This is a genomic window from Kitasatospora sp. NPDC052868 (assembly GCF_044547105.1).
Lineage (GTDB): Bacteria > Actinomycetota > Actinomycetes > Streptomycetales > Streptomycetaceae > Kitasatospora.
Genome location: NZ_JBITZW010000009.1, coordinates 140,806 through 158,379 on the forward strand (window position 1 = coordinate 140,806; position 17,574 = coordinate 158,379).

At 72.6% G+C, this 17,574-nt stretch carries 23 protein-coding genes; 7 read left to right on the forward strand and 16 right to left on the reverse strand.

What is annotated here, in order from left to right:
* Window positions 1–56: 56 nt before the first annotated feature.
* Complete coding sequence (locus ACIGZJ_RS17615; protein WP_396458037.1) at window positions 57–605, reverse strand: hypothetical protein; 549 nt, start codon at window positions 603–605, stop codon at window positions 57–59.
* Window positions 606–866: 261 nt separating this feature from the next.
* Between ACIGZJ_RS17615 and ACIGZJ_RS17620 the strand changes: the two genes are divergently transcribed.
* Window positions 867–1,646, forward strand: a complete 780-nt coding sequence (locus ACIGZJ_RS17620; RefSeq protein ID WP_396458038.1) for an SDR family NAD(P)-dependent oxidoreductase — start codon at window positions 867–869, stop codon at window positions 1,644–1,646.
* A gap of 224 nt (window positions 1,647–1,870) precedes the next feature.
* Here ACIGZJ_RS17620 and ACIGZJ_RS17625 read toward each other — a convergent pair whose 3' ends face one another.
* The 4 genes from ACIGZJ_RS17625 to ACIGZJ_RS17640 all read right to left on the reverse strand — a co-directional run bounded on the left by ACIGZJ_RS17625 (window position 1,871) and on the right by ACIGZJ_RS17640 (window position 5,232).
* Window positions 1,871–2,218, reverse strand: coding sequence for a DoxX family protein (locus tag ACIGZJ_RS17625; RefSeq protein WP_396458039.1), 348 nt, complete (start codon window positions 2,216–2,218; stop codon window positions 1,871–1,873).
* A 373-nt stretch (window positions 2,219–2,591) separates the two neighbouring features.
* On the reverse strand, window positions 2,592–3,368 hold the full coding sequence (locus tag ACIGZJ_RS17630; RefSeq protein ID WP_396458040.1) for a hypothetical protein: 777 nt from the start codon (window positions 3,366–3,368) through the stop codon (window positions 2,592–2,594).
* Window positions 3,369–3,537: 169 nt separating this feature from the next.
* Window positions 3,538–4,518, reverse strand: coding sequence for a zinc-binding dehydrogenase (locus ACIGZJ_RS17635; RefSeq protein ID WP_396458041.1), 981 nt, complete (start codon window positions 4,516–4,518; stop codon window positions 3,538–3,540).
* 129 nt (window positions 4,519–4,647) lie between these two features.
* On the reverse strand, window positions 4,648–5,232 hold the full coding sequence (locus ACIGZJ_RS17640) for a TetR/AcrR family transcriptional regulator (protein ID WP_396458042.1): 585 nt from the start codon (window positions 5,230–5,232) through the stop codon (window positions 4,648–4,650).
* Between the two features lie 77 nt (window positions 5,233–5,309).
* Here ACIGZJ_RS17640 and ACIGZJ_RS17645 point away from each other — a divergent pair, with 77 nt between their 5' ends.
* Window positions 5,310–5,789 (forward strand): HIT family protein, encoded by a 480-nt coding sequence (locus ACIGZJ_RS17645; RefSeq protein WP_396458043.1) that lies wholly within the window; start codon window positions 5,310–5,312, stop codon window positions 5,787–5,789.
* 111 nt (window positions 5,790–5,900) lie between these two features.
* Here ACIGZJ_RS17645 and ACIGZJ_RS17650 read toward each other — a convergent pair whose 3' ends face one another.
* Entirely contained in the window at window positions 5,901–6,419 is a 519-nt protein-coding gene (locus ACIGZJ_RS17650) for a hypothetical protein (RefSeq protein ID WP_396458044.1), read from the reverse strand.
* Window positions 6,420–6,648: 229 nt separating this feature from the next.
* On the opposite strand from ACIGZJ_RS17650, the gene ACIGZJ_RS17655 reads away from it, so the two are divergent.
* Window positions 6,649–7,083 (forward strand): helix-turn-helix domain-containing protein, encoded by a 435-nt coding sequence (locus ACIGZJ_RS17655; protein ID WP_396458045.1) that lies wholly within the window; start codon window positions 6,649–6,651, stop codon window positions 7,081–7,083.
* Window positions 7,084–7,156: 73 nt separating this feature from the next.
* Here the strand turns inward: ACIGZJ_RS17655 and ACIGZJ_RS17660 are convergent, their stop codons facing one another.
* Both ACIGZJ_RS17660 and ACIGZJ_RS17665 read right to left on the reverse strand, forming a co-directional pair.
* Window positions 7,157–7,759, reverse strand: coding sequence for a ClpP family protease (locus ACIGZJ_RS17660; protein ID WP_396458046.1), 603 nt, complete (start codon window positions 7,757–7,759; stop codon window positions 7,157–7,159).
* Between the two features lies 1 nt (window position 7,760).
* Window positions 7,761–8,399 (reverse strand): ATP-dependent Clp protease proteolytic subunit, encoded by a 639-nt coding sequence (locus tag ACIGZJ_RS17665; RefSeq protein WP_396458047.1) that lies wholly within the window; start codon window positions 8,397–8,399, stop codon window positions 7,761–7,763.
* Window positions 8,400–8,659: 260 nt separating this feature from the next.
* On the opposite strand from ACIGZJ_RS17665, the gene ACIGZJ_RS17670 reads away from it, so the two are divergent.
* Both ACIGZJ_RS17670 and ACIGZJ_RS17675 read left to right on the forward strand, forming a co-directional pair.
* Window positions 8,660–8,797: a hypothetical protein gene (locus ACIGZJ_RS17670; RefSeq protein ID WP_396458048.1), complete on the forward strand. Its 138-nt coding sequence runs from the start codon at window positions 8,660–8,662 to the stop codon at window positions 8,795–8,797.
* Window positions 8,794–9,255, forward strand: a complete 462-nt coding sequence (locus ACIGZJ_RS17675) for a protease inhibitor I42 family protein (protein WP_396458049.1) — start codon at window positions 8,794–8,796, stop codon at window positions 9,253–9,255. The genes ACIGZJ_RS17670 and ACIGZJ_RS17675 overlap by 4 nt, the downstream gene beginning before the upstream one ends.
* 142 nt (window positions 9,256–9,397) lie before the next feature.
* On the opposite strand, the gene ACIGZJ_RS17680 is transcribed toward ACIGZJ_RS17675, so the two are convergent.
* Complete coding sequence (locus ACIGZJ_RS17680) at window positions 9,398–9,943, reverse strand: DinB family protein (RefSeq protein WP_396458050.1); 546 nt, start codon at window positions 9,941–9,943, stop codon at window positions 9,398–9,400.
* 338 nt (window positions 9,944–10,281) lie between these two features.
* On the opposite strand from ACIGZJ_RS17680, the gene ACIGZJ_RS17685 reads away from it, so the two are divergent.
* Entirely contained in the window at window positions 10,282–10,632 is a 351-nt protein-coding gene (locus ACIGZJ_RS17685; protein WP_396458051.1) for a hypothetical protein, read from the forward strand.
* A gap of 57 nt (window positions 10,633–10,689) precedes the next feature.
* Here the strand turns inward: ACIGZJ_RS17685 and ACIGZJ_RS17690 are convergent, their stop codons facing one another.
* The 3 genes from ACIGZJ_RS17690 to ACIGZJ_RS17700 form a co-directional block, all read right to left on the reverse strand.
* Window positions 10,690–11,418: an SDR family oxidoreductase gene (locus tag ACIGZJ_RS17690; protein WP_396458052.1), complete on the reverse strand. Its 729-nt coding sequence runs from the start codon at window positions 11,416–11,418 to the stop codon at window positions 10,690–10,692.
* 118 nt (window positions 11,419–11,536) lie between these two features.
* Window positions 11,537–11,968, reverse strand: a complete 432-nt coding sequence (locus ACIGZJ_RS17695) for a hypothetical protein (protein WP_396458053.1) — start codon at window positions 11,966–11,968, stop codon at window positions 11,537–11,539.
* 457 nt (window positions 11,969–12,425) lie between these two features.
* Window positions 12,426–13,304 (reverse strand): alpha/beta fold hydrolase, encoded by an 879-nt coding sequence (locus ACIGZJ_RS17700; protein ID WP_396458054.1) that lies wholly within the window; start codon window positions 13,302–13,304, stop codon window positions 12,426–12,428.
* A gap of 54 nt (window positions 13,305–13,358) precedes the next feature.
* Between ACIGZJ_RS17700 and ACIGZJ_RS17705 the strand changes: the two genes are divergently transcribed.
* Window positions 13,359–13,964, forward strand: coding sequence for a TetR/AcrR family transcriptional regulator (locus ACIGZJ_RS17705; protein WP_396458055.1), 606 nt, complete (start codon window positions 13,359–13,361; stop codon window positions 13,962–13,964).
* Window positions 13,965–14,342: 378 nt separating this feature from the next.
* Here ACIGZJ_RS17705 and ACIGZJ_RS17710 read toward each other — a convergent pair whose 3' ends face one another.
* From ACIGZJ_RS17710 to ACIGZJ_RS17725, 4 genes are all read right to left on the reverse strand, one after another.
* On the reverse strand, window positions 14,343–14,993 hold the full coding sequence (locus ACIGZJ_RS17710; protein ID WP_396458056.1) for a hypothetical protein: 651 nt from the start codon (window positions 14,991–14,993) through the stop codon (window positions 14,343–14,345).
* Window positions 14,990–15,796, reverse strand: coding sequence for a hypothetical protein (locus tag ACIGZJ_RS17715; protein WP_396458057.1), 807 nt, complete (start codon window positions 15,794–15,796; stop codon window positions 14,990–14,992). The genes ACIGZJ_RS17710 and ACIGZJ_RS17715 overlap by 4 nt, the downstream gene beginning before the upstream one ends.
* An 88-nt stretch (window positions 15,797–15,884) precedes the next feature.
* Window positions 15,885–16,502, reverse strand: a complete 618-nt coding sequence (gene thpR, locus ACIGZJ_RS17720) for an RNA 2',3'-cyclic phosphodiesterase (RefSeq protein WP_396458058.1) — start codon at window positions 16,500–16,502, stop codon at window positions 15,885–15,887.
* Between the two features lie 77 nt (window positions 16,503–16,579).
* A complete protein-coding gene (locus ACIGZJ_RS17725) occupies window positions 16,580–17,317 on the reverse strand; it encodes a class I SAM-dependent methyltransferase (RefSeq protein ID WP_396458059.1) in 738 nt (245 codons plus the stop codon).
* Window positions 17,318–17,574 lie beyond the last annotated feature (257 nt).

Here is a 17,574-nt window from a genome sequence, read left to right on the forward strand (position 1 = left end):
CCGGTACCCCGCGGGCGGCAGCGGCGGGCCGGGGCTCGGGCATGGCCGCGGCCGGGTCAGGAGCCGCCGAGGTGGCGGGACTCCATGTACACCGTCTGCTCCGCCTGTCCCCGGTCCTGGTCCGCCACCACGCTGAAGCGGCTCCCGGTGGAGGTCGTGAAGTCGACGAAGAGGTCGTAGGTCACGGCCTTGTCGAAGGACCAGCCGAAGTCCCGGGTCACCGTGTCGGAGTCGAACCCGGTCCCGGTCCCCTGCCCGGGGGTCCAGTGGACCGGGCGGGAGAGGTCGACGGAGTGTGCGGAGAGGAAGCGGCCCACGCAGTCCCTCGGAGCCCGGAAGCTCAGGTTGAGGTCCTGAGCGGGGTACTTCGAGCTCCCGGAGAACCCGACGCCCTTCAGGTCGCAGGCCGGCAGGTCCAGCCCGAACGCCTTCGCGACCCCTTCGAGGGTCTGCCCCTTCGGGGTGCCCGGGTACGCCCTCGGATCCGGGTCCGCAGCCGTGCAGCCGGATGCCAGGGCGACGGCGGCGACCACGTGCACGGCCACCGCGGCCGCGCGTCCCGGCCGGCCGGGGCCGCAGCGTCCAACCGTGCTCCGTACTCGCATGGCCGTCCTCTCCCTAGTGGGTACCGTCCCGCGGGGAAGGCCTCGCGGGACGGTACCCGATCCGGATCGGGTGATCAACAGAGGCGGTGCGGAGGGGGTCGGCGGAGCGGCGGGGCCACTGCTGGTCGCACCGGCCCGGGCTCCGCCCCGCCCGGGCCGGTGCGCCTGCGGTCTACCGGTCGGCGAGGGTGGTCTGGGACGATCCTGGCATGGGGCCGGCGCCCCGGATCCGGCCGGGGCCGTGGGAGGGGAGAGGCGACCGTGGGGGAACTGGACGGCAGGACGGCACTGGTGACGGGCGGCTCGCGCGGGATCGGGCGGGCGGTCGTCCTGCGGCTCGCGGCCGAGGGGGCGCTGGTCGCGGTCCACTACGGGGGCAACGGCGCGGCCGCCGCGGAGACGGTGGCGATGGTCGCCGAGGCCGGCGGGCGGGCGTTCGCGGTGCAGGCCGGGTTCGGCGAGAGCGGTGCGGTGGACCGGTTGTTCGAGGGGCTCACCGCCGGGCTGGCGGAGCACGGCGCGGACGGCCTGGACATCCTGGTGAACAACGCGGGCATCCACTCGGTCGGCTCGATCGGGCAGCTCACCGAGAAGGAGTTCGAGCGGCTTCTGGCGGTCAACGTGAGCACGCCGCTCTTCGTGGTGCAGCGGGCGCTGCCGCTGCTGCGGGACGGCGGGCGGATCGTCAACGTGGGCTCGGCGGCCACCCGGATCGCGAACCCCGTCCAGATCGGCTACACCGTCACCAAGGCGGCGCTGGCCGCCCTCGGCCCCTCGCTCGCCAACGAGTTGGGGCGGCGCGGGATCACCGTGAACACGGTCGAACCCGGGGTGGTGCTGACCGACATGACCGCCGGGTGGACCGGCGTTCCCGAGGCGATGGCCGGACTTGAGTCGATCACCGCGCTCGGCCGGATCGGCGAGCCGGGGGACGTCGCGGATGTGGTGGGCTTCCTGGCGGGTCCGCAGGGCCGCTGGGTGACCGGCCAGACCATCGACGTCTCCGGCGGCACCTACCTCGGCCCGATCGCGGGCGGGTGATCCGCCGCCCCGGGGCCGGTGCCGGGGCGGTTCCCGGGGTCGTTCCCGGGGCTGTTGCCGGAGTGCTCCTGCATCGGTCGTGGTGCCGTCGTCCGCATCCGGGCCGTTCCCCCCGCCGGGCCGGGTGATTGCCGACGGGGCTGTGCGGGCAGCGGGCGACGAGTCGCCAGGAGGAACTCCCGGGTGCGGCCCGGCGGTCGGCCGCCCTCCGCGGATCGGCCCGGTCAGGCGGCGAGGCCGAGGGCGAGGGTGACCGCGACGGGGGCGAGGTACAGGAGCGGGAAGGGCGTGGTCCTGTACGAGCGGGCCCGCACGTTGGTGATCACGGCGCCGAGGAAGTAGAGGATCAGGCCGACCGCGGCGGCGACGCCGATCGCCGGTACGGCAAGGCCGACCAGCAGGCCCGCGGCACCGGCGAGCTTGGCCAGGGCGAGCGGGGTCCACCACGAGCGGGGCACGCCGTACTGCACCAGCGGCTGGGTGACGAACTCCGCGCGGCGCGCCAGGGACACGCCGGAGAAGCCGACCCACACGGCACTGACGACGGCGAGGACGACATAGGCGACGGACATGGTGGTACTCCGGTTTCGGGTGATGGGAGGCGGACCGAAAGGGCTCCGACCGCCTGGCTGGTCTTGCTCGGACTGCTTGGTCTTGCTCGGACACTTCACTGACCCGCCGCCCGCCCCGGATGTGACAACGCGGCCGAAGAGGTTTTCCGCCGGGCGTCCCGGGACGGGGGCCGGGCGTTGCGGACGGACCGCGGGACGGCGGTCCGGGCGCAGCGGGACGGTCGGGCTCCTGGATCTGCCCCGGCGCCCCGGCCGGGTCGGGCAGGTCCACCGGGCTCCCTGCCGCATCCGGGCAGGGGGGTTCGCGGCGCGGTAGGAGCAGGCTCCTGCCTTCGGCCTTCGAGCCGGTGGCGGCCGGCGGTGGTCCGGTCCGTCAGGGCCGGTCGCCGGTAGGGCCGTTGGTGGGGTGGTGGAGTGTGGGCCTGCGCTGCCTGTGGGAGCGGCGCAGGGTGGCGGTGGGCATCACCCGGCGGGTGAAGACCAGGTGGACGATGATGACGATCACGGCGGGAACGGCGCCGGTCAGGACCATGAAGGCCGGTACGAGGTTGGCGAGGACGGCGAGGGCGGGGCGCGCGTCCAGCCCCCGCACCGCCCATGGCGCCACCATGAGCAGCGCGACGACGACGGGCCCGCCGATCACCAGTGCGGCCAGGGCGATGAGTGCGAGCGCGTCCTGTAGTGGGGAGTCCGGTGTCCAGGTGCCGTCGAGGGCCGCGATGAAGGCCGACGAGACCAGGACGAGGAACAGGGTGAACGGGGCCAGGAAGTAGGCGGCGTAGTACACCACGGCGTGTCCGAACCAGCGCAGGGCCGCCCGCCGGTGATCGGCCCAGGCGCGGGCGCCGATCGCGAACGGGAGGAGCAGGAGCGGCAGTACGAACAGGAGGAGCATCGCCGGGTCCCCGCCGGGGTAGCCGTCGGACAGCTCGAACACCGTCAGGTAGGCCGCGGGCAGCAGGACCAGCAGGGCGACGGTGAAGGACTGGACGGCGTCGCAGCACAGGTCGCTCCCCCTCCCCCTGCCCGGCCGCGGCCGACGCCGCCCGGTGCCGCCGCCTGCCGCCGGCGGGGGCGCGGCGAACGCTCCCCCGGCTGGTCCTGCGCCTGCCGCGGCCACTCCGGGCCAGACGTGCTGAACCATGTCCATGCCCCCCTCCACGAGATTGAACGCGTTCAAAATATGGTGTGGCGGCTCCCCCGGTCAATCCCGTTGTCGGCGCGCCCACCTGACGTCGACTCGGCCCGGCGGCCGGTCCGGCCCGGCGATCCGGTCCGGCGATCCGGTCCGGGCGGGGAAGGGGAAGCCGGGCGGGGGCTCAGCCGACGGTGACGGTCATCTTGCCCAGCGCCTCGCCCGATTCCATGACCCGGTGGGCCTCGACGATCTCGTCGAAGCGGAACACCCGGACCGGCCCCGCCCGCAGAGCCCCTGATTCGACCTTGGCGTAGATCGCGTCCAAGGGGACGTCGGCGAGCGGGTAGTCCGGGCCGCCCAGGACGAACGCGCTGCCGAAGAAGCTGAGTTGAACGCCGGTGGGGAGATCGGCGATCGGGTCGAAGTCGCGTACCGGCTCGAAGCCCCCGAGGAAGCCGAGTTGGCAGACCCGTCCACGGGGGCGGACCGTGGCCAGGGAGTCGCGCAGGGCGCTGTTGCCGATGAGGTCGAACACCGCGTCGACCGGCATCGCGCGCTTGTCGACCTGCGCGGCGAGGCGGCCGTCGTCGACGAGCACGTCCTCGGCGCCGAGTTCCTTCAGGAGCGGCGCGTGCGCGGGGTTCCGGGTGGTCGCGAGGACCCTCGCGCCGTGGTCGACGGCGAGGTTGACGGCGGCCTGGCCGAGGGAGGAGGTCGCTCCGCGCACCAGGACCCGCTCGCCCGCCTGCAGGTTCAGGTTGCCGAACAGCCCGTACCACGCGGTCGCGTAGACCTCGGGAACGGCCGCCAACTCGGCCCATCCCAGAGAGGAGTTCACCACCGCCACGTTGGCGGCCGGCACGGTGACCAGCTCGGCGTAACTGCCGTTGCGGGTACGGCCCATGCCGCCGAGGATCGCCACGACCCGGGCCCCGGGGGCGAGTCGGCCCGAGGGGTCGGCCTCGACCACGCCGGCGCACTCGATCCCGGGGACGGCCGCGACCTCGCCCCAGGCCCCCGCGCGCATGTAGGCCTCGGCGTGGTTGAGGCCGAACGCCTTGACCCGGATCAGCACCTCCCCCGGCGCGGGCACGGGATCGGGCAGGTCGGCGAGGCGCAGGACCTCGGGAGCGCCGTAGGTGGAGATGACAATGGCCTGCATGGACGGATCCATTCTTGAATAGTGATTCAACTATTGGCCCGGAAAGTGGGCCACCGCATGCGGTGGCCCACGGGGTCGAGCAGGTCGAGCGGGTAGTGCGTTAGACGAGCGGGCGGTACGGGTCGAACGTCAGGCGAGCACGGCGAAGGCGTTGTCGACGATGGCGCGCAGCACCGTCGCGTCGGGGTTCGCCTTTCCAACGACCATGAGCCCCTGGCAGGTCGCGACCAGCACCTTGGCGCTGCCGGACGGGTCCACCGAGGCGCGCACCCGACCCGCGTCGCGGGCGTTGCGCAGGGCCGTGGTCATGCACCGCTCGAGGCGGGCGAGGTGCCCGCGGACGACGGCGGCGGCCTCGTCGTCCTCGGCCGCGTTCTCGATCGCCGTGTTCACCAGCAGGCATCCCTGCCGGCCTTCGGGGCTGAGCAGGTCGTGCACCAGGCCGTCGAAGTACCCGCGGAGCGCGTCCAACGAGGCGCCGGGCGCCGCCAGTTCGCCCAGCTTCTGGGGGACGACCAGCTCGGCGTACCGCTCCAGCGACTTCAGGAACAGCGTGTGCTTGCCGCCGGGGAACACGCTGTAGAGGCTGCCCGGCTTCACCCCTGTCGCCTTGACGAGGTCCTCGACCGACGTGGCCCGGTAGCCCCGCAGCCAGAAGCGCAGCATGACCTGGTCCACCACGGCGTCGGGCTCGAACTCTCGGGGTCGGGGCATGGCGAAAAAATACATGAGCGACCATTCAAAAACAACCTTCGGCCGCCGCACACCCCGGATGTGTAGCGTTCGCCACCATGAGCGACGACTGGCGGATGGACCGGATCGGAAGTGCACTCCGGGGAGAGAACCCCGCCGTGCTCAGGCGCCTCGAGGCGGGCTTCGCGGTGATCGGGGACGTCCAGTTCCTGCCCGGGTACTCGGTGCTGCTCACGCAGGACCCGGATGTGCAGCGGCTGTCGGACCTGCCTCGGGCAGGGCGGCTGGCCTTCCTGTCCGACATGGACCGGCTGGGGGAGGCGGTCGAGCGTGCGTGCAGGCGCCTCGACCCGGCCTTCCGCCGGGTGAACCTGGAGATCCTCGGCAACACCGACGGCTTCCTGCACGCGCACGTGTGGCCGCGCTTCGAGTGGGAGCCGGCCGATCTCGTGGGCATGCCGGTGTGGCTGTACCCGCGCGAGCGGTGGAGCGACGGGCAGTTCGCGCTCGGCCCGCAGCACGAAGCGCTGCGGGAGGCCATCGGCACGGAACTGGACCAGTTGCAGGACGCGCGCTGACGGGTCGGCCCGCCGTGACGGCCGCGTGCGGGATCGGCGGGCCCTGTCGGTAGAACGGTGCCGAGGAGCCGAAGGACGGGCCCTGCCCCGGCACGGCCCGGGGCTGGCCTCTCAACCGCCGAGGTAGGACTCGGAGCCGTACCGCTCGGTGTCGCGGCGGTACTGGTCCTGCCAGTGCAGGAACTCGTGGCCGCCCTGCCCGAACATGCGCTGCAGGTCCGCGGGGAGGCCGCCCGTGCAGGCCCTGGCCAGGAATTCCACAAGGCCGTACGGCAGGACCGTCAATTCCCCGGCGTCGTACACGCACACCGGCCACTCGGCGCTCGATCCGCCCTCGATGCGCCACAGGAGGTAGGCGCCGCCGTCATCGACGCCCCAGTGGATGTACGACTCCCCGTCTCCCAGGACCTCAGCGTTCCCGGGCTTGGCGGCAGCCCGGCGGAACGTCCCCGTGATCTCCAGGGTGCCGGGCCATCCGGGCTCGATGTACTCGTAGACGAACGCGATGTCCGTGGTCTCGGTGTTGGTCAAGGTCATCGTGATGGTGAAGGTCTCGCCGGGCCGGACGGTGCGCTTGTCGATGGAATAGGTGTCCCAGGCCTCCGCGGCGGACGCCGGTGACGCCACCATGGCGAGGCAAGTCCTAGGAGGAGGAAGAGAGTTGTGCCGGCCCTCTGCAGCCGGAAGGGTGTCATGAAGGAGACGATGCGAACGCGTCGGGCCACCTGTCCGTATGTTCACCATCCGGTCGCGCCCGGACGGCGATCGTGCGGGTGGCGCGCGGCGCGGGCCGCGTGGCTTCACTCAGGGCAGAACGACGCTCCCTTCCCCCCGCGCCCCGGGTGCCTAGTCTGAAGGGGTGAGCACTCATGCCCCGAACGAAGCCCGCGTCATCCCCTTGCGCCCGAAGGCCTCGCCGCCCGCGTCCGGTGGAACGGCCCGTACCCCGCAGCGGCCGGCGGGCGCCCCGCAGCCGGCCGCGCCGAAGGAACCCCTGTGGCGCGATGTCGTCGGCGACGTGCTGCGGCGCGAGCGGCTCGCCCAGGAGCGCACGCTGCAGGACGTCGCGCAGTCGGCCCGGATCTCGATGCCGTACCTGTCGGAGCTGGAGCGCGGACGCAAGGAGGCCTCCTCCGAGGTCCTCGCGGCGGCCGCCCGGGCCCTCGGGCTCGGCCTCGGCGATCTGCTCTCGCTCGCCCAGGACGAGCTGGCCCGGTACACCCCGAGCCGGGTGGTCGGCCGCGGCCGCTCGGCGCCCACGGCACGGTACGACGGCCTCTGCCTGGTCGCCTGACCCCACCGCACCGGCGGCCGGGTCGGGGTTCGAGTCGAACTCCCGGCCCGGCCCGGTCCGTCCCGGTGCGGGCTCAGTCGAACGGGAGCCGCCGGCTCAGCACCTCGTCGGCGATCCCGTAGGCGACGGCCTCCTCGGCGGTGAGCACCTTGTCCCGGTCCATGTCCGCACGCAGCGTCGCCGTGTCGTGCCGCGTGTGCCGGGACAGGACCTCCTCCACCTGCGAGCGGATGCGGACCATCTCCTTCGCCGCGAGGCTGAGGTCGGAGACCGTCCCTTGCCGGCCGCCGCTGGCCGGCTGGCCGAGCAGCACCCGCGCGTGCTGGAGCACGAACCGCCGCCCGGGGTCCCCGCCCGCCAGCAGCACCGCCGCCGTGGAGGCCGCCTGGCCGACGCAGAACGTGGCGATCGGGGACTGCACGAACGTCATCGCGTCGTAGATCGCCATGAGCGAAGTGAACGACCCGCCAGGCGAGTTGAGGTAGATCGAGATCTCGCGCTCCGGGCTCTCCGACTCCAGGTGCAGGAGTTGGGCGATGACCACGTTGGCGACCCCGTCGTCGATCTCGGTGCCGAGGAAGATGATCCGCTCGTTCAGCAGCCGGCTGAAGACGTCGTAGGACCGCTCGCCCTGCGCGGTCCGCTCGATGACGTAGGGAACCGTGTACGAGCCCATGTCACAACCCCATCCGTCGACGCGACGAGGCCGGGCGGATGTCGGCGACCGACTCCACCACCCGGTCCACGATCCCGTACTCCCTGGCCTGCTCGGCCGTGAACCAGCGGTCCCGGTCGCCGTCCCGCGCGATCGTCTCCACGCTCTGCCCGGTGTGCTCGGCGGTGATCCGCTCGATGGACTCCTTGGTGTACTGGAGGTTCTCCGCCTGGATCTCGATGTCCGAGGTGGTGCCGCCGATGCCCGCCGAGGGCTGGTGCATCATGATCCGCGCGTTCGGCAGCGCGAACCGCTTGCCCGACGCCCCGACGGTGAGCAGGAACTGGCCCATGCTGGCGGCGAAGCCCATCGCCAGCGTCGAGACGTCGTTCGGAATGAGCCGCATGGTGTCGTAGATGGCGAGACCGGCGGTGACCGAGCCGCCGGGGCTGTTGATGTACAGGCTGATGTCGGTGCGCGGGTCCTCCGCCGACAGCAGCAGCAGCTGCGCGCACACCCGGTTGGCCGACACGTCGTCGACCTGCGTGCCGAGCAGGACGATCCGCTGGGCGAGCAGCTGCGCCGCGAGGTGGTCGTCGAATCGGCTGGGCGGTGTGTCGCCCTCCCCCGCGCGGGGCGGGGGCGTGGTGAGTGGAGTCATCGGATCTCCTTGTCGGGGCGGGGTTGCCTCGACTCCACTCTTGACCGGGGAAGGCCCCCTGATGCGCTTTCTCTGCCCGCCGCAGATTCGCCACAAGCAGAGCCCCCGGCCCCTCCCCTCCCCCGATCGATTTGTGCCCGCCTCGCGAGGGTGTCGTGACAGGGCAGGCAGGGCGGCCGTAGCGGGGCCGTACCGCCTGCACGCTGCGGTTATGCTGTGCGGCGGCCTTGACGGGCCGTGAGTGGAACGGGGGCAGAGATTTGACTGGCAGTACGGGGACGGGCTTCACCGCCCATCCGGAGAAGCCGGATTCGGCGGCGGACAAGCTGACCGCCGCGGGAAACGATGCGAAGGCCGTCCTGCCCCTGCGGGTGACCAGCCGGGAGGCGGCGGCGTGACGAGGCGCCGGATCCTGCCGACCGTGGCCGCCGTGCTGGTCGTCGTGGTCGCGGCGGGGGCGGTGGGGGTCCAGCTGCTGACCCGCGGCAAGCTCGACCACGGCAGGGTGTTCACCGCCGTCTCGGGACAACTCACCGTCAAACCAGGGCAGTTGTTCTCGATCGAGGTCGGCGCCTACCCGACCTGGGGCGACACCTGGCACCTGGCCGCCCCCGGCCCGGATGCGGCCACCGTCCAGACCGCGGGCCAGGAGTTCGTCCGCAACCTCGGCCTGGTGTCCGGCCACTACGACAACGTGCTCGCCTCGGGCGGCCACTACTACTTCGTCTTCCGGGCCGGGAGTCCGGGCCAGGCGACGATCACGCTGCGCAGCAGGTATGGGGACGACCCGCACCCGTCGGCCGACAAGACACCGGAGATGCTCGGCCGCAGCTTCACCGTGGACGTGCGGGCGTAGCACGCGGTCCGGTGGGGTGAGCGGCGTCGCTCTCGTCGCCGGCCGCCCTCGGGGCCCGGCCCGCACGGCCCGCCCCTCCGAGGACCGGCGTCTCGGAGGGGCGGGCCGTTCGGCGCTGCGCCGCTCGCCGCCCGCAGGGGGGTCAGCCCATGCTCTTGGCCCCGTCCAGGGCCTCGCGGATGATGTCGGCGTGACCGGCGTGCTGGGCGGTCTCGGCGATGATGTGGAGCAGGACGCGGCGGGCGGACCACCGGACGTCGCCGTCGAACCAGGGCGCCTTCGGCAGCGGGTGGGAGACGTCCAGGTCGGGCAGGGTGGCGACCAGGTCGTCCGTGCGGCGGGCGACCTCCGCGTAGTCGGCGAGCACCCCGGCCAGGGTCTCGCCGGGCAGCAGCCGGAAGCTGTCGTGGCGCTCGGCCAGGTCCTGCTCGGTCATGGCGGTGAAGTCCGGCATCGCGGACGGGCCTTCGAGGATGAACGCGACCCAGGTCTTCTCGACCCCCGCGACGTGCTTGAGCAGGCCGCCGACGCAGAGCTCGCTCACGGTGGAGCGCTCGGCGGCCTGCGCGTCGGTCAGCTCGTTCGCGGTGAAGCGCAGGAAGAACCGCGCCTGGCCGAGCTGCTCCAGCAGGTCCGCGCGCTCGCCGGTGAGGGCCGGGGTCAGGGTGTCGGTGGTGGGCTCGGTCATGGTCTTCTCCGCCTTCGTGAGGTGCTGTGCTGTGGTGCGCTGCGCTGTCCTGTCGACGAGACATACGATAGGCGGGATCTAGGTCAGGTCATGGCCTAGATCGACCGTCGGCCGCACTTAGGCCGCGCCCGGGCGGTCGCAGCCGCCCTCCCCGCGCAACGGATTTGGCTCTGCGTCACATCCGCTGCAGCCGGTGCCGCCGCGTCTTCGGCATCTGCGTCGCGGTCGACGGGGTCCCCCGGTCCGGCGCCGCGGGCAAGAGCCCGGGCGCCTCGAAGCCGGTCCTGAACGACGGACCCGCGGTCCCGCCGTCGCGGCCGCCGCCCATACTGGCCACCATGCAGTTCACCTCCGGCGGCACCCACGGCCCGCGGTTCGACGTGGACGGGTACGACCTGCGCCTCGGCAACAACGTCTACGGCTTCCTCCCGTCGGCGGTGAGTGCCCTGAGGACCGCACAGGCCTTCCACACGGCAGGTTGGCGGGTGCGCATGTCCAACTGGACCGACTACGAGGTCGAGCACACCTACGCCGAACTGGAGCTGTGCCCCGACACGCCCGTGAGATTCGCGGGTGTCGTGGTTCCCGCACAGGTCGACGACCTCCTGTCCGCGTTCGCCGCTCTCGGACTGTCCTACACCGTCGAGCTGTACGACCAGGACGACAACGTGACGATCTACCGGTCGTGAACCGCTCGCCGCGGGCGAGGTCGCGGCCGGCCTGGCGGTGCCGGGCCGGGCCGGGGCCTACAGCTGTTCGAAGTGGAACGAGCGGATGAAGCAGTCCCGCGGCTGGCCGATGGCGAACAGGACGCAGTCGAGGACGGATTGGGCGGTCAGCGGGTCGCGCGCGGTCCGGGGGGCGTCGTCCCAGGCGGGGTGGAGCGGATCGCCGTCGTTGAAGTCCGGGGGGAAGAGCGAGATGACGCGGATGCCCTCCGGGCGGAGCCGGTGGGCGAGTACGTCGGCGAAGCCGGCCTGAGCGGCCTTGGCGGCGTAGAAGGCGGGGTGCGCCTGGGAGCGGTGGTTGCGGGCCTCGGCGGCGGAGGAGACCAGGTTGACCACGTCCGCGGCGGCGGAGGCGCGCAGCAGCGACAGGAAGTGCTTGACGGTCAGCAGCGTGCCGGTGGCTCCGGAGGCGACGGTGTCGGTGATCGCGTCGTCCTCGGCGTCCCACAGGTCGGGGCCCTCCAGGTAGCGGGCACCGTTGTTGACCAGTACGTCCACCCGCTCGGTGCGGGCGGCGACCCCCGCGGCGAAGGCCCGTACGGAGGCCGGGTCGGCGAGGTCGCAGGCGAACGCGTCAGCCGCCGCGCCGCTGTCCGCGGCCACCTCGTCGGCCACCTTCTGGGCCGCGGCCAGGGTGCGCGCGGACACGAGCAAGCGCGCGCCCAGCCGCCCCGCCTGCAGGGCCAGGGCCCGGCCGAACCCGCGCCCGGCCCCGGTCACCACCATCGTGCGACCCGTGAGATCCACTCGTACGTCCCCTTCTGCCCGGTGATGATCTCCGGCGAGCGTATCCGGGCCGTCCGGCGCCCTGCACGGCCCGGTCGGTGCAGGGGCGGTCCACCGCCCTCGCCCCCGCCGGACGGGCTCAGGGCGTGGTCCGCTCTGCGTCGAACCAGGCCCGGACCTCCTGCTCGTTCGGCCAGACCAGGGCCACGACGGCCACCACCAGCAGCAGGAGCCCGAAGAACCGGAGCACCGGCAGGAGCGGCAGGGCGAGAGCGAGTGCCGTCCAGCCGTAGGCGCGGGCGGAGGACCTCACGTTGGGCCTCCGGGTAGGGAACTGCAGGGCGGTGACGATCCCCCAGGCGGCCACCGCCAGTAGGAGGACGCCGGCGAAGGTGACGAGCCCGGCGTGCGCTTCGCCCTGTGTCCGGCAGCAGTGCTGTGACACCCCGTCATTGCCCCAGACCGCTATGGCCACCGAGAGGCTGTTGGTGACCAGGAACAGCCCGGAGACGGCCTGAGCGGCGCCGAGGACCGTCATCAGCACACGCAGCCTCCGCACCAGCTGGGGCATCCCCTCCTCCCCCGGCGGGCCTTGGCCCGCGGGCCGGCCCCGACCGGCGCCGGAGCCGCCCGCGTGGAGCCCCTCGTCCTCAGGGTGCTCCCAAGGCCGCCTGTTCTCCGCACCCATCGCATCCCCCGGGCCCTGCGCCGAATCCACGTGGTCCTCGCGCAATCGTCCAGTGCCCCACAACGCCTGTCCAGACCGTCCGAACCGCAGCACCGTCCGGATCACCCACCGGTCGATCTCCGGTGGTAGCGGTCGAGTCGGGCCGGTCCGGCCGGGCGCTCACGGGTCCATGGTGAGAACCCCGAAACACGTCGTGTCGGGGCCCTGGCAAAGATCACGCGGATCGGGCGACGGGTGGGCACCCGGTCGGACACTCGGCGGACCCGCCGGCGGCGGACCACCGCTCCCCTCGTCCAGAAGGAGCGTCCGCGAGGCCGCCCTTGCGAGATATGATGCTTCGTCAATTTTGCCCTCCCCCCAGTGAACTGGCGTGGAGGATGCGGTCGGCCACCAGGTCCGGCTGGTCGGTCGGCAGTGCGTGGCCGGCGTCGGGCACGATCTCCACCCGGGCCGAGGGGACGAGCCGGCCCAGGCGGTCGGCGACCTCGCGCGGGTCGTGCAGGGCGCTGCGTGCGCCGAGCAGGAAGAGCGAGGGGACGCTCAGGGCGCGCAGTTCCCCGTCGGAGAAGACCGGGGGTACCGGGAGTGCGCGTCGAAATCCCATCGACGCGCGCATCAGGCCCATCAGTTCGCTCTCCAGGATGGTGCTGTTGCCGACCAGGCGGGCCAGGCGGGGGCGGAGCGGGCGGGGTGCGGCCGCGGCGAGGCCGCCGGCGATGAGCCAGGCGTAGAACCGGGGTCCGAAGCCGGCGAAGCCCGCGGGGTCCAGGAGGGTCAGGGAGGCGGTGCGGCCGGGGCGGTGGATCTGGTGGTTCAGTGCGAGCCAGCCGCCGTAGGAGCAGCCGACGAGGTGGGCGGCCGGCACCTCCAGTGCGGCGAGGAGTTCGTCCAGCCAGGCGGCGCCGTCCCGGCCGTCGCCGATGGGGGCGCTCTGCACGCTCGCGCCGGGCTCGCCGACCGTGTCGACGGCGATGACCGGGCGGTGCCGGGACAGCCTGTCGATGTACCGGTACCACATCAGCGCGTTTCCGCCCGAGCCGGGCAGCAGGACGATCGGCTCGCCGCTCGGCGGGCCGGTCCGGTAGGCGCGGGTGGTCCCGAACGCGGTCGGGAGGTCGAGCACCGTCCGCTGCCCGGGCCACAGTTGTGCAAGCGTCCGCTCGTAGGCGGTGCGGAATCGGTCCTGGGCCCGGTCGTTCTTGAACTGGCTGATTCGCATGATACATGTGTATCACAGCATGATACGGGTGTACCACGAGAGGGAGGTCGCACCATGGCCGCGCAGGCGGATCACGAGGAACGCCGACGACAGATCGCCGAGGCGCTCCTGCGTATCGCCGACACCCAGGGCCTGCAGGCGGCCAGCATGCGGGCGGTCGCCGCCGAGGCCGGCGTCTCCCTGCGGCTGGTGCAGTACTACTTCACGACCAAGGAAGGGCTGCTGCTCGACGCGCTGGCCAGGCTCGGCGCCCAGCTCCAGGCCCGCATGGAGCAGTGGATCCGCGCAGCGGGATCCCCGCCCACGCCGCGCGGCATCGTGACCGCGGTCCTGTCGTGCGTCCTGCCGACCGATCCGGAGAGCCGCCGGATCACCAGGACCTACTCCGCCTACTACACGCTGGTGCTCAGCGACCCCGAGGTGCTGGCGAAGCACGGCGCGCGCCAGCCGGAGCTGCTGGAGGGCTTCCTCGCCAAACAGCTCCGCGCGGCCCAACAGGCCGGGCAGATCGACTCCGCCAAGGACCCCGAGATGACCGCCGCCGGACTGCTGGCCATGGTCAACGGCCTCGGCTCGAGCGTGCTGGGCGGCCAACGCACCGGCGACGCCGCCCTGGCGATCCTCACCCACCACCTGGACGAGCTGTACCGGTCCCCCTGAAGCAGGCCTTGAGGCTCCACTCGGGGCGCACATTCCAGGGGCTTCTGTGTCGACTGGGCCAGCCGGCTGAACATCGATCCGAACCACGTGTGGATCGGCGAAGCCAGCGACGATGCCACCCGGCTCGTCGGCGGCTACACCCTCGGTCCCGGCCCCCCACATCCAGGGGTTCGGCGGCCACAACCTCCACATCGACACCTCGTCGACGTCTCAAGCACCGCCGGCGACAACCGCATGGTCCTCAGCATCGTCACCCCCTGCCTGATGCCGCCCACCACCTCTCCCGGCCCTTCCTGGGGAGACAGCGGCCGGCTGCCGCGGTCGGCGGTGAAGGCGCGGTGCGCGCAAACGCGGCAGGTACGCCGAGGGGTGGTCAGGTCATCCGTAGGAACCGATCGGGATGAAGCTGCCGCGGTGAACCTTGGAGGCGATGGAGAACGATCCCGTCTCGCCGCTGGCAATGCACTTGAAGAGGAATTCGGAAACCTCCATACGGTAGGAGAAGGCCCGGTCGTCCTCGGTGATCGCAACGATGGGCCACTCGCCCGGATCCGCCCCTGCGGTCTCCCAGAAGAGCGAGTCGCCCCGACCGGTGACCCCCCAGATCAAAAGGCCTCCCTCGCGGGGGAAGAGCCCATGGGGGGCGTACAGTTCCTCGAATTCGCCGTCCATCTCGACAAGCTCCGCCAGTCTCCTGGCCTCGCCCGCCAGACCGCCGGGAGCGAGGTCGGGGGTCGCGGCGAAGACCTCGAAGGAACCGTTGTTGAACTCGCCCCATCCGAAGGTCTCGGCATGCGACTTGTAGGTGGCGGGGAGGGGGCTGCCGAGCAATGACTCGACGGCAGGCCAGTCGATCGGCCCGCGGCGCCCGGTCCAGCCGGTTTCGGCGGCAAGGTGCTCAGTCCAGCTCTGCACGTCGGAAACCGCCTCTACGGTCAGCGGACATTCGAAATCCTCGCTGCTGTTCGTTCCGGCCGGCATCGACGGGCGGGCGCCGGCCCGGTGCGGGCCCGGCGGCTTGGCGCTCACCCCTGGTGGAGCCCCTCGGCCACGCGGAGGAGTTCGCCGTCGGTGAGCGATGCCGGACGGCCGCTGGAAACGGCGTAGGTGTAGGTCCCGTCCGACCAGATGACCGAACGGGGCCCTGACGCCGGTGAGCCGCTGACGAAGGCGGCAGGGTGCCCGTTGACCGAGGCCTGGGGCTCCCCCTGGGCAGGGGGCTCGCCGCCGCGGGTCTGCGTGATGAGCAGGCGGGGACCTGACCGCGATTGCGCCCCGTGCTGGAACCCGACGGTCCAGCTGGGCACGTTCGCAGGAGGCGAAGCCAGGCCGGGGAGGTACGGAACGGGATCCTCGTCGGGGTGGTCGTACTCCGGGGGGAGATAGCTCGGCGTTGCCAGTTCCCGGCCGTCGAAGTGCACAACAGGCTGACCGGTGACCCCGTCCACCAGCGGCCGGGAGGCCAGGGGTGCACGGAGGCGGGTACTGATCCTTGCCGTGCCGCCTTCGGGGCACTGGTAGGTCGGACCCATGAACCCCTTGCGGTGGAGGAGCACATCGACGCGGTCGCCGCTCTCCCGCGCTATGAGGTCAGGCTCCTGCTCACACTGCCATTCGACGGTGAGCGTGATCGTCCGGCCGTCCGGACCCACCAGCATCCGGCCGGTCGCCGCGGCGTCGTAGGTGTGCCACTTCGCGGGAAGCCACCACGTCTGCAGGGCCACTTCGACGCCCACAACGGCCAGCACTGCGATGACGATCCAGCGTGCGCGCCGTGACAGGCGGGGCATCCGGTTCCGCCGCAAGGCGCCCTCCTCGTAGATCAGGGGCAATGCTGTCGAGCCGCCGGGCACCGGTCAAGCGAGTGGTACCGGTGTGCACTCCGACAGGTAGGGCCGGTAGTCCGACGTCCGCTGCCGGCTACGGCTCGGTGAGAGCGCCGTCGCCCCCGGTCGGGACGGCGGCGCCCAGTCGCCACGCCTCGATGTCGCGGTAGCGGATCGGCCCGGGGCCGCGGCCGATGTTGCTGCCGACCAGGTGGAGGTGCTCGGTCCGCCACGGGCGGCCCACGAACCCGGCGAGCCCGGCCGCGGCCTGCGGCACGCTGGCGGGGTCGTCGCGGCGGGAGCGCGCCAGGGTCAGATGGGGGTGCAGCGGGCGGTCCCTGAACTCGATGCCGCAGGACCTGACCAGGGCCCGGACGTCGGCGGCGAGCAGGTGCAGCCCCTCCAGGTCCCCGTCGATGCCGCTCCACAGCAGTCGCTGGTCGAAGTGGCCGCCGCCCCGCAGGCCCAGGTCCAGGGCGGGGTGCGACGCGGCCTGGGCGGCCAGCGCCGCCCGCAGCGGCGGCACCGCCGTGGACGGCAGTTCGCCGAGGAAGGCCAGGGTGATGTGCCAGTCCTCGATGCGGTTCCACCGCAGCTGCGGGTACCTGGTGTAGGCGGGCTGCAGGGCCCGGGCCAGCTCGTCCTTGGCGTCGTCGGGCGGGGCCAGTGCCACGAAGACGCGCAGGGTCGAGGGCTCGGGGTGATCGTCCACGAAGGGGGAGGTTAGCCGAGGACGGGCCGCCCGCGCCCACCGGGTGCGGCCGGGGTCGGCGCCCTGCCCGCCGGCCGCTACCCCGCCGGGCCGTCCGGGGTGGCGGCGACCACGAACCAGTGGGCCGGCAGCGCGACCCGGGTGCCGTCCGGGTGGCGCTCGCTCATCGCGAGGTCGGTGCCGCCCTGGTCGAGGATCTCCAACCCGGCGCCGTGCAGCAGCTCGGGCAGCTCCCCCGGGGCGACCTCGGCCGGGCGCAGCTGGTGCTTGCGGACCTGGCGGAGCTTCTCCGGCGGGCCGCCGGGCCGTTCGGCGACCTGTTGGAGCACCGTCTTGGCGGCGGCGGTCGGCTCGACCACGAAGCCCCGGCCGCGCCGTCCCAGCAGCAGGGCGACGGCGGCCGCGACCGGCGCCCGGTCGGCCGGGTCGCTCTGGTGGAGCACCGCCCGCAGGTAGACATTGGCCTCGCCGAGCCGGTCGCCGAGCCGCCGTACCCCCGCCAGGTCGGTGAGGTCGAGCTGCTCGAACTCGGCCACCGCGTCGCGGTCCGAGCGCCGGGCGTGTGCCACGGCCGAGGCGGACAGGTCGACGCCCACCGCGCGTGGGAAGTGCCCGGCCAGGTAGCGGGTCTGGGTGCCGTTGCCGCAGCCGAGGTCGACGATCGGCAGCGTGCGGTCGACGTGGCCTGCGAGCAGCGCGGTGTGCGGGGCGGCCGTCAGCGCCGGATCCGCGTCCCAGAACGGCTCGCCAGGCTCGCCCGTGTTCTCCGCCCAGAAACCCTCCCACGCGCGCAGGTAGCGCTCCGAGGTACTCATCGGCAGGTCTCTCCCGGGTGTCGTGGCAGCGGGTCCCAGCCTCCATACCGGCGCCCGCACCAGCGGAAACCCTTCGACCGGATCCTTCACACCGCGTTCGACCCCCACACCGGTAAACCACCCGATCGGCTGGCCCCGGCCACGCCTGCGGCGGGTCTTGCGCGCACCCGCCGCGGCACCGGTCCCGGCGTGCCGGCCTCGTGGCGCGTCCGGCGGATAATGGCCCGCGCCGCAGTCGGCAGCGACTGCGGCGCCGA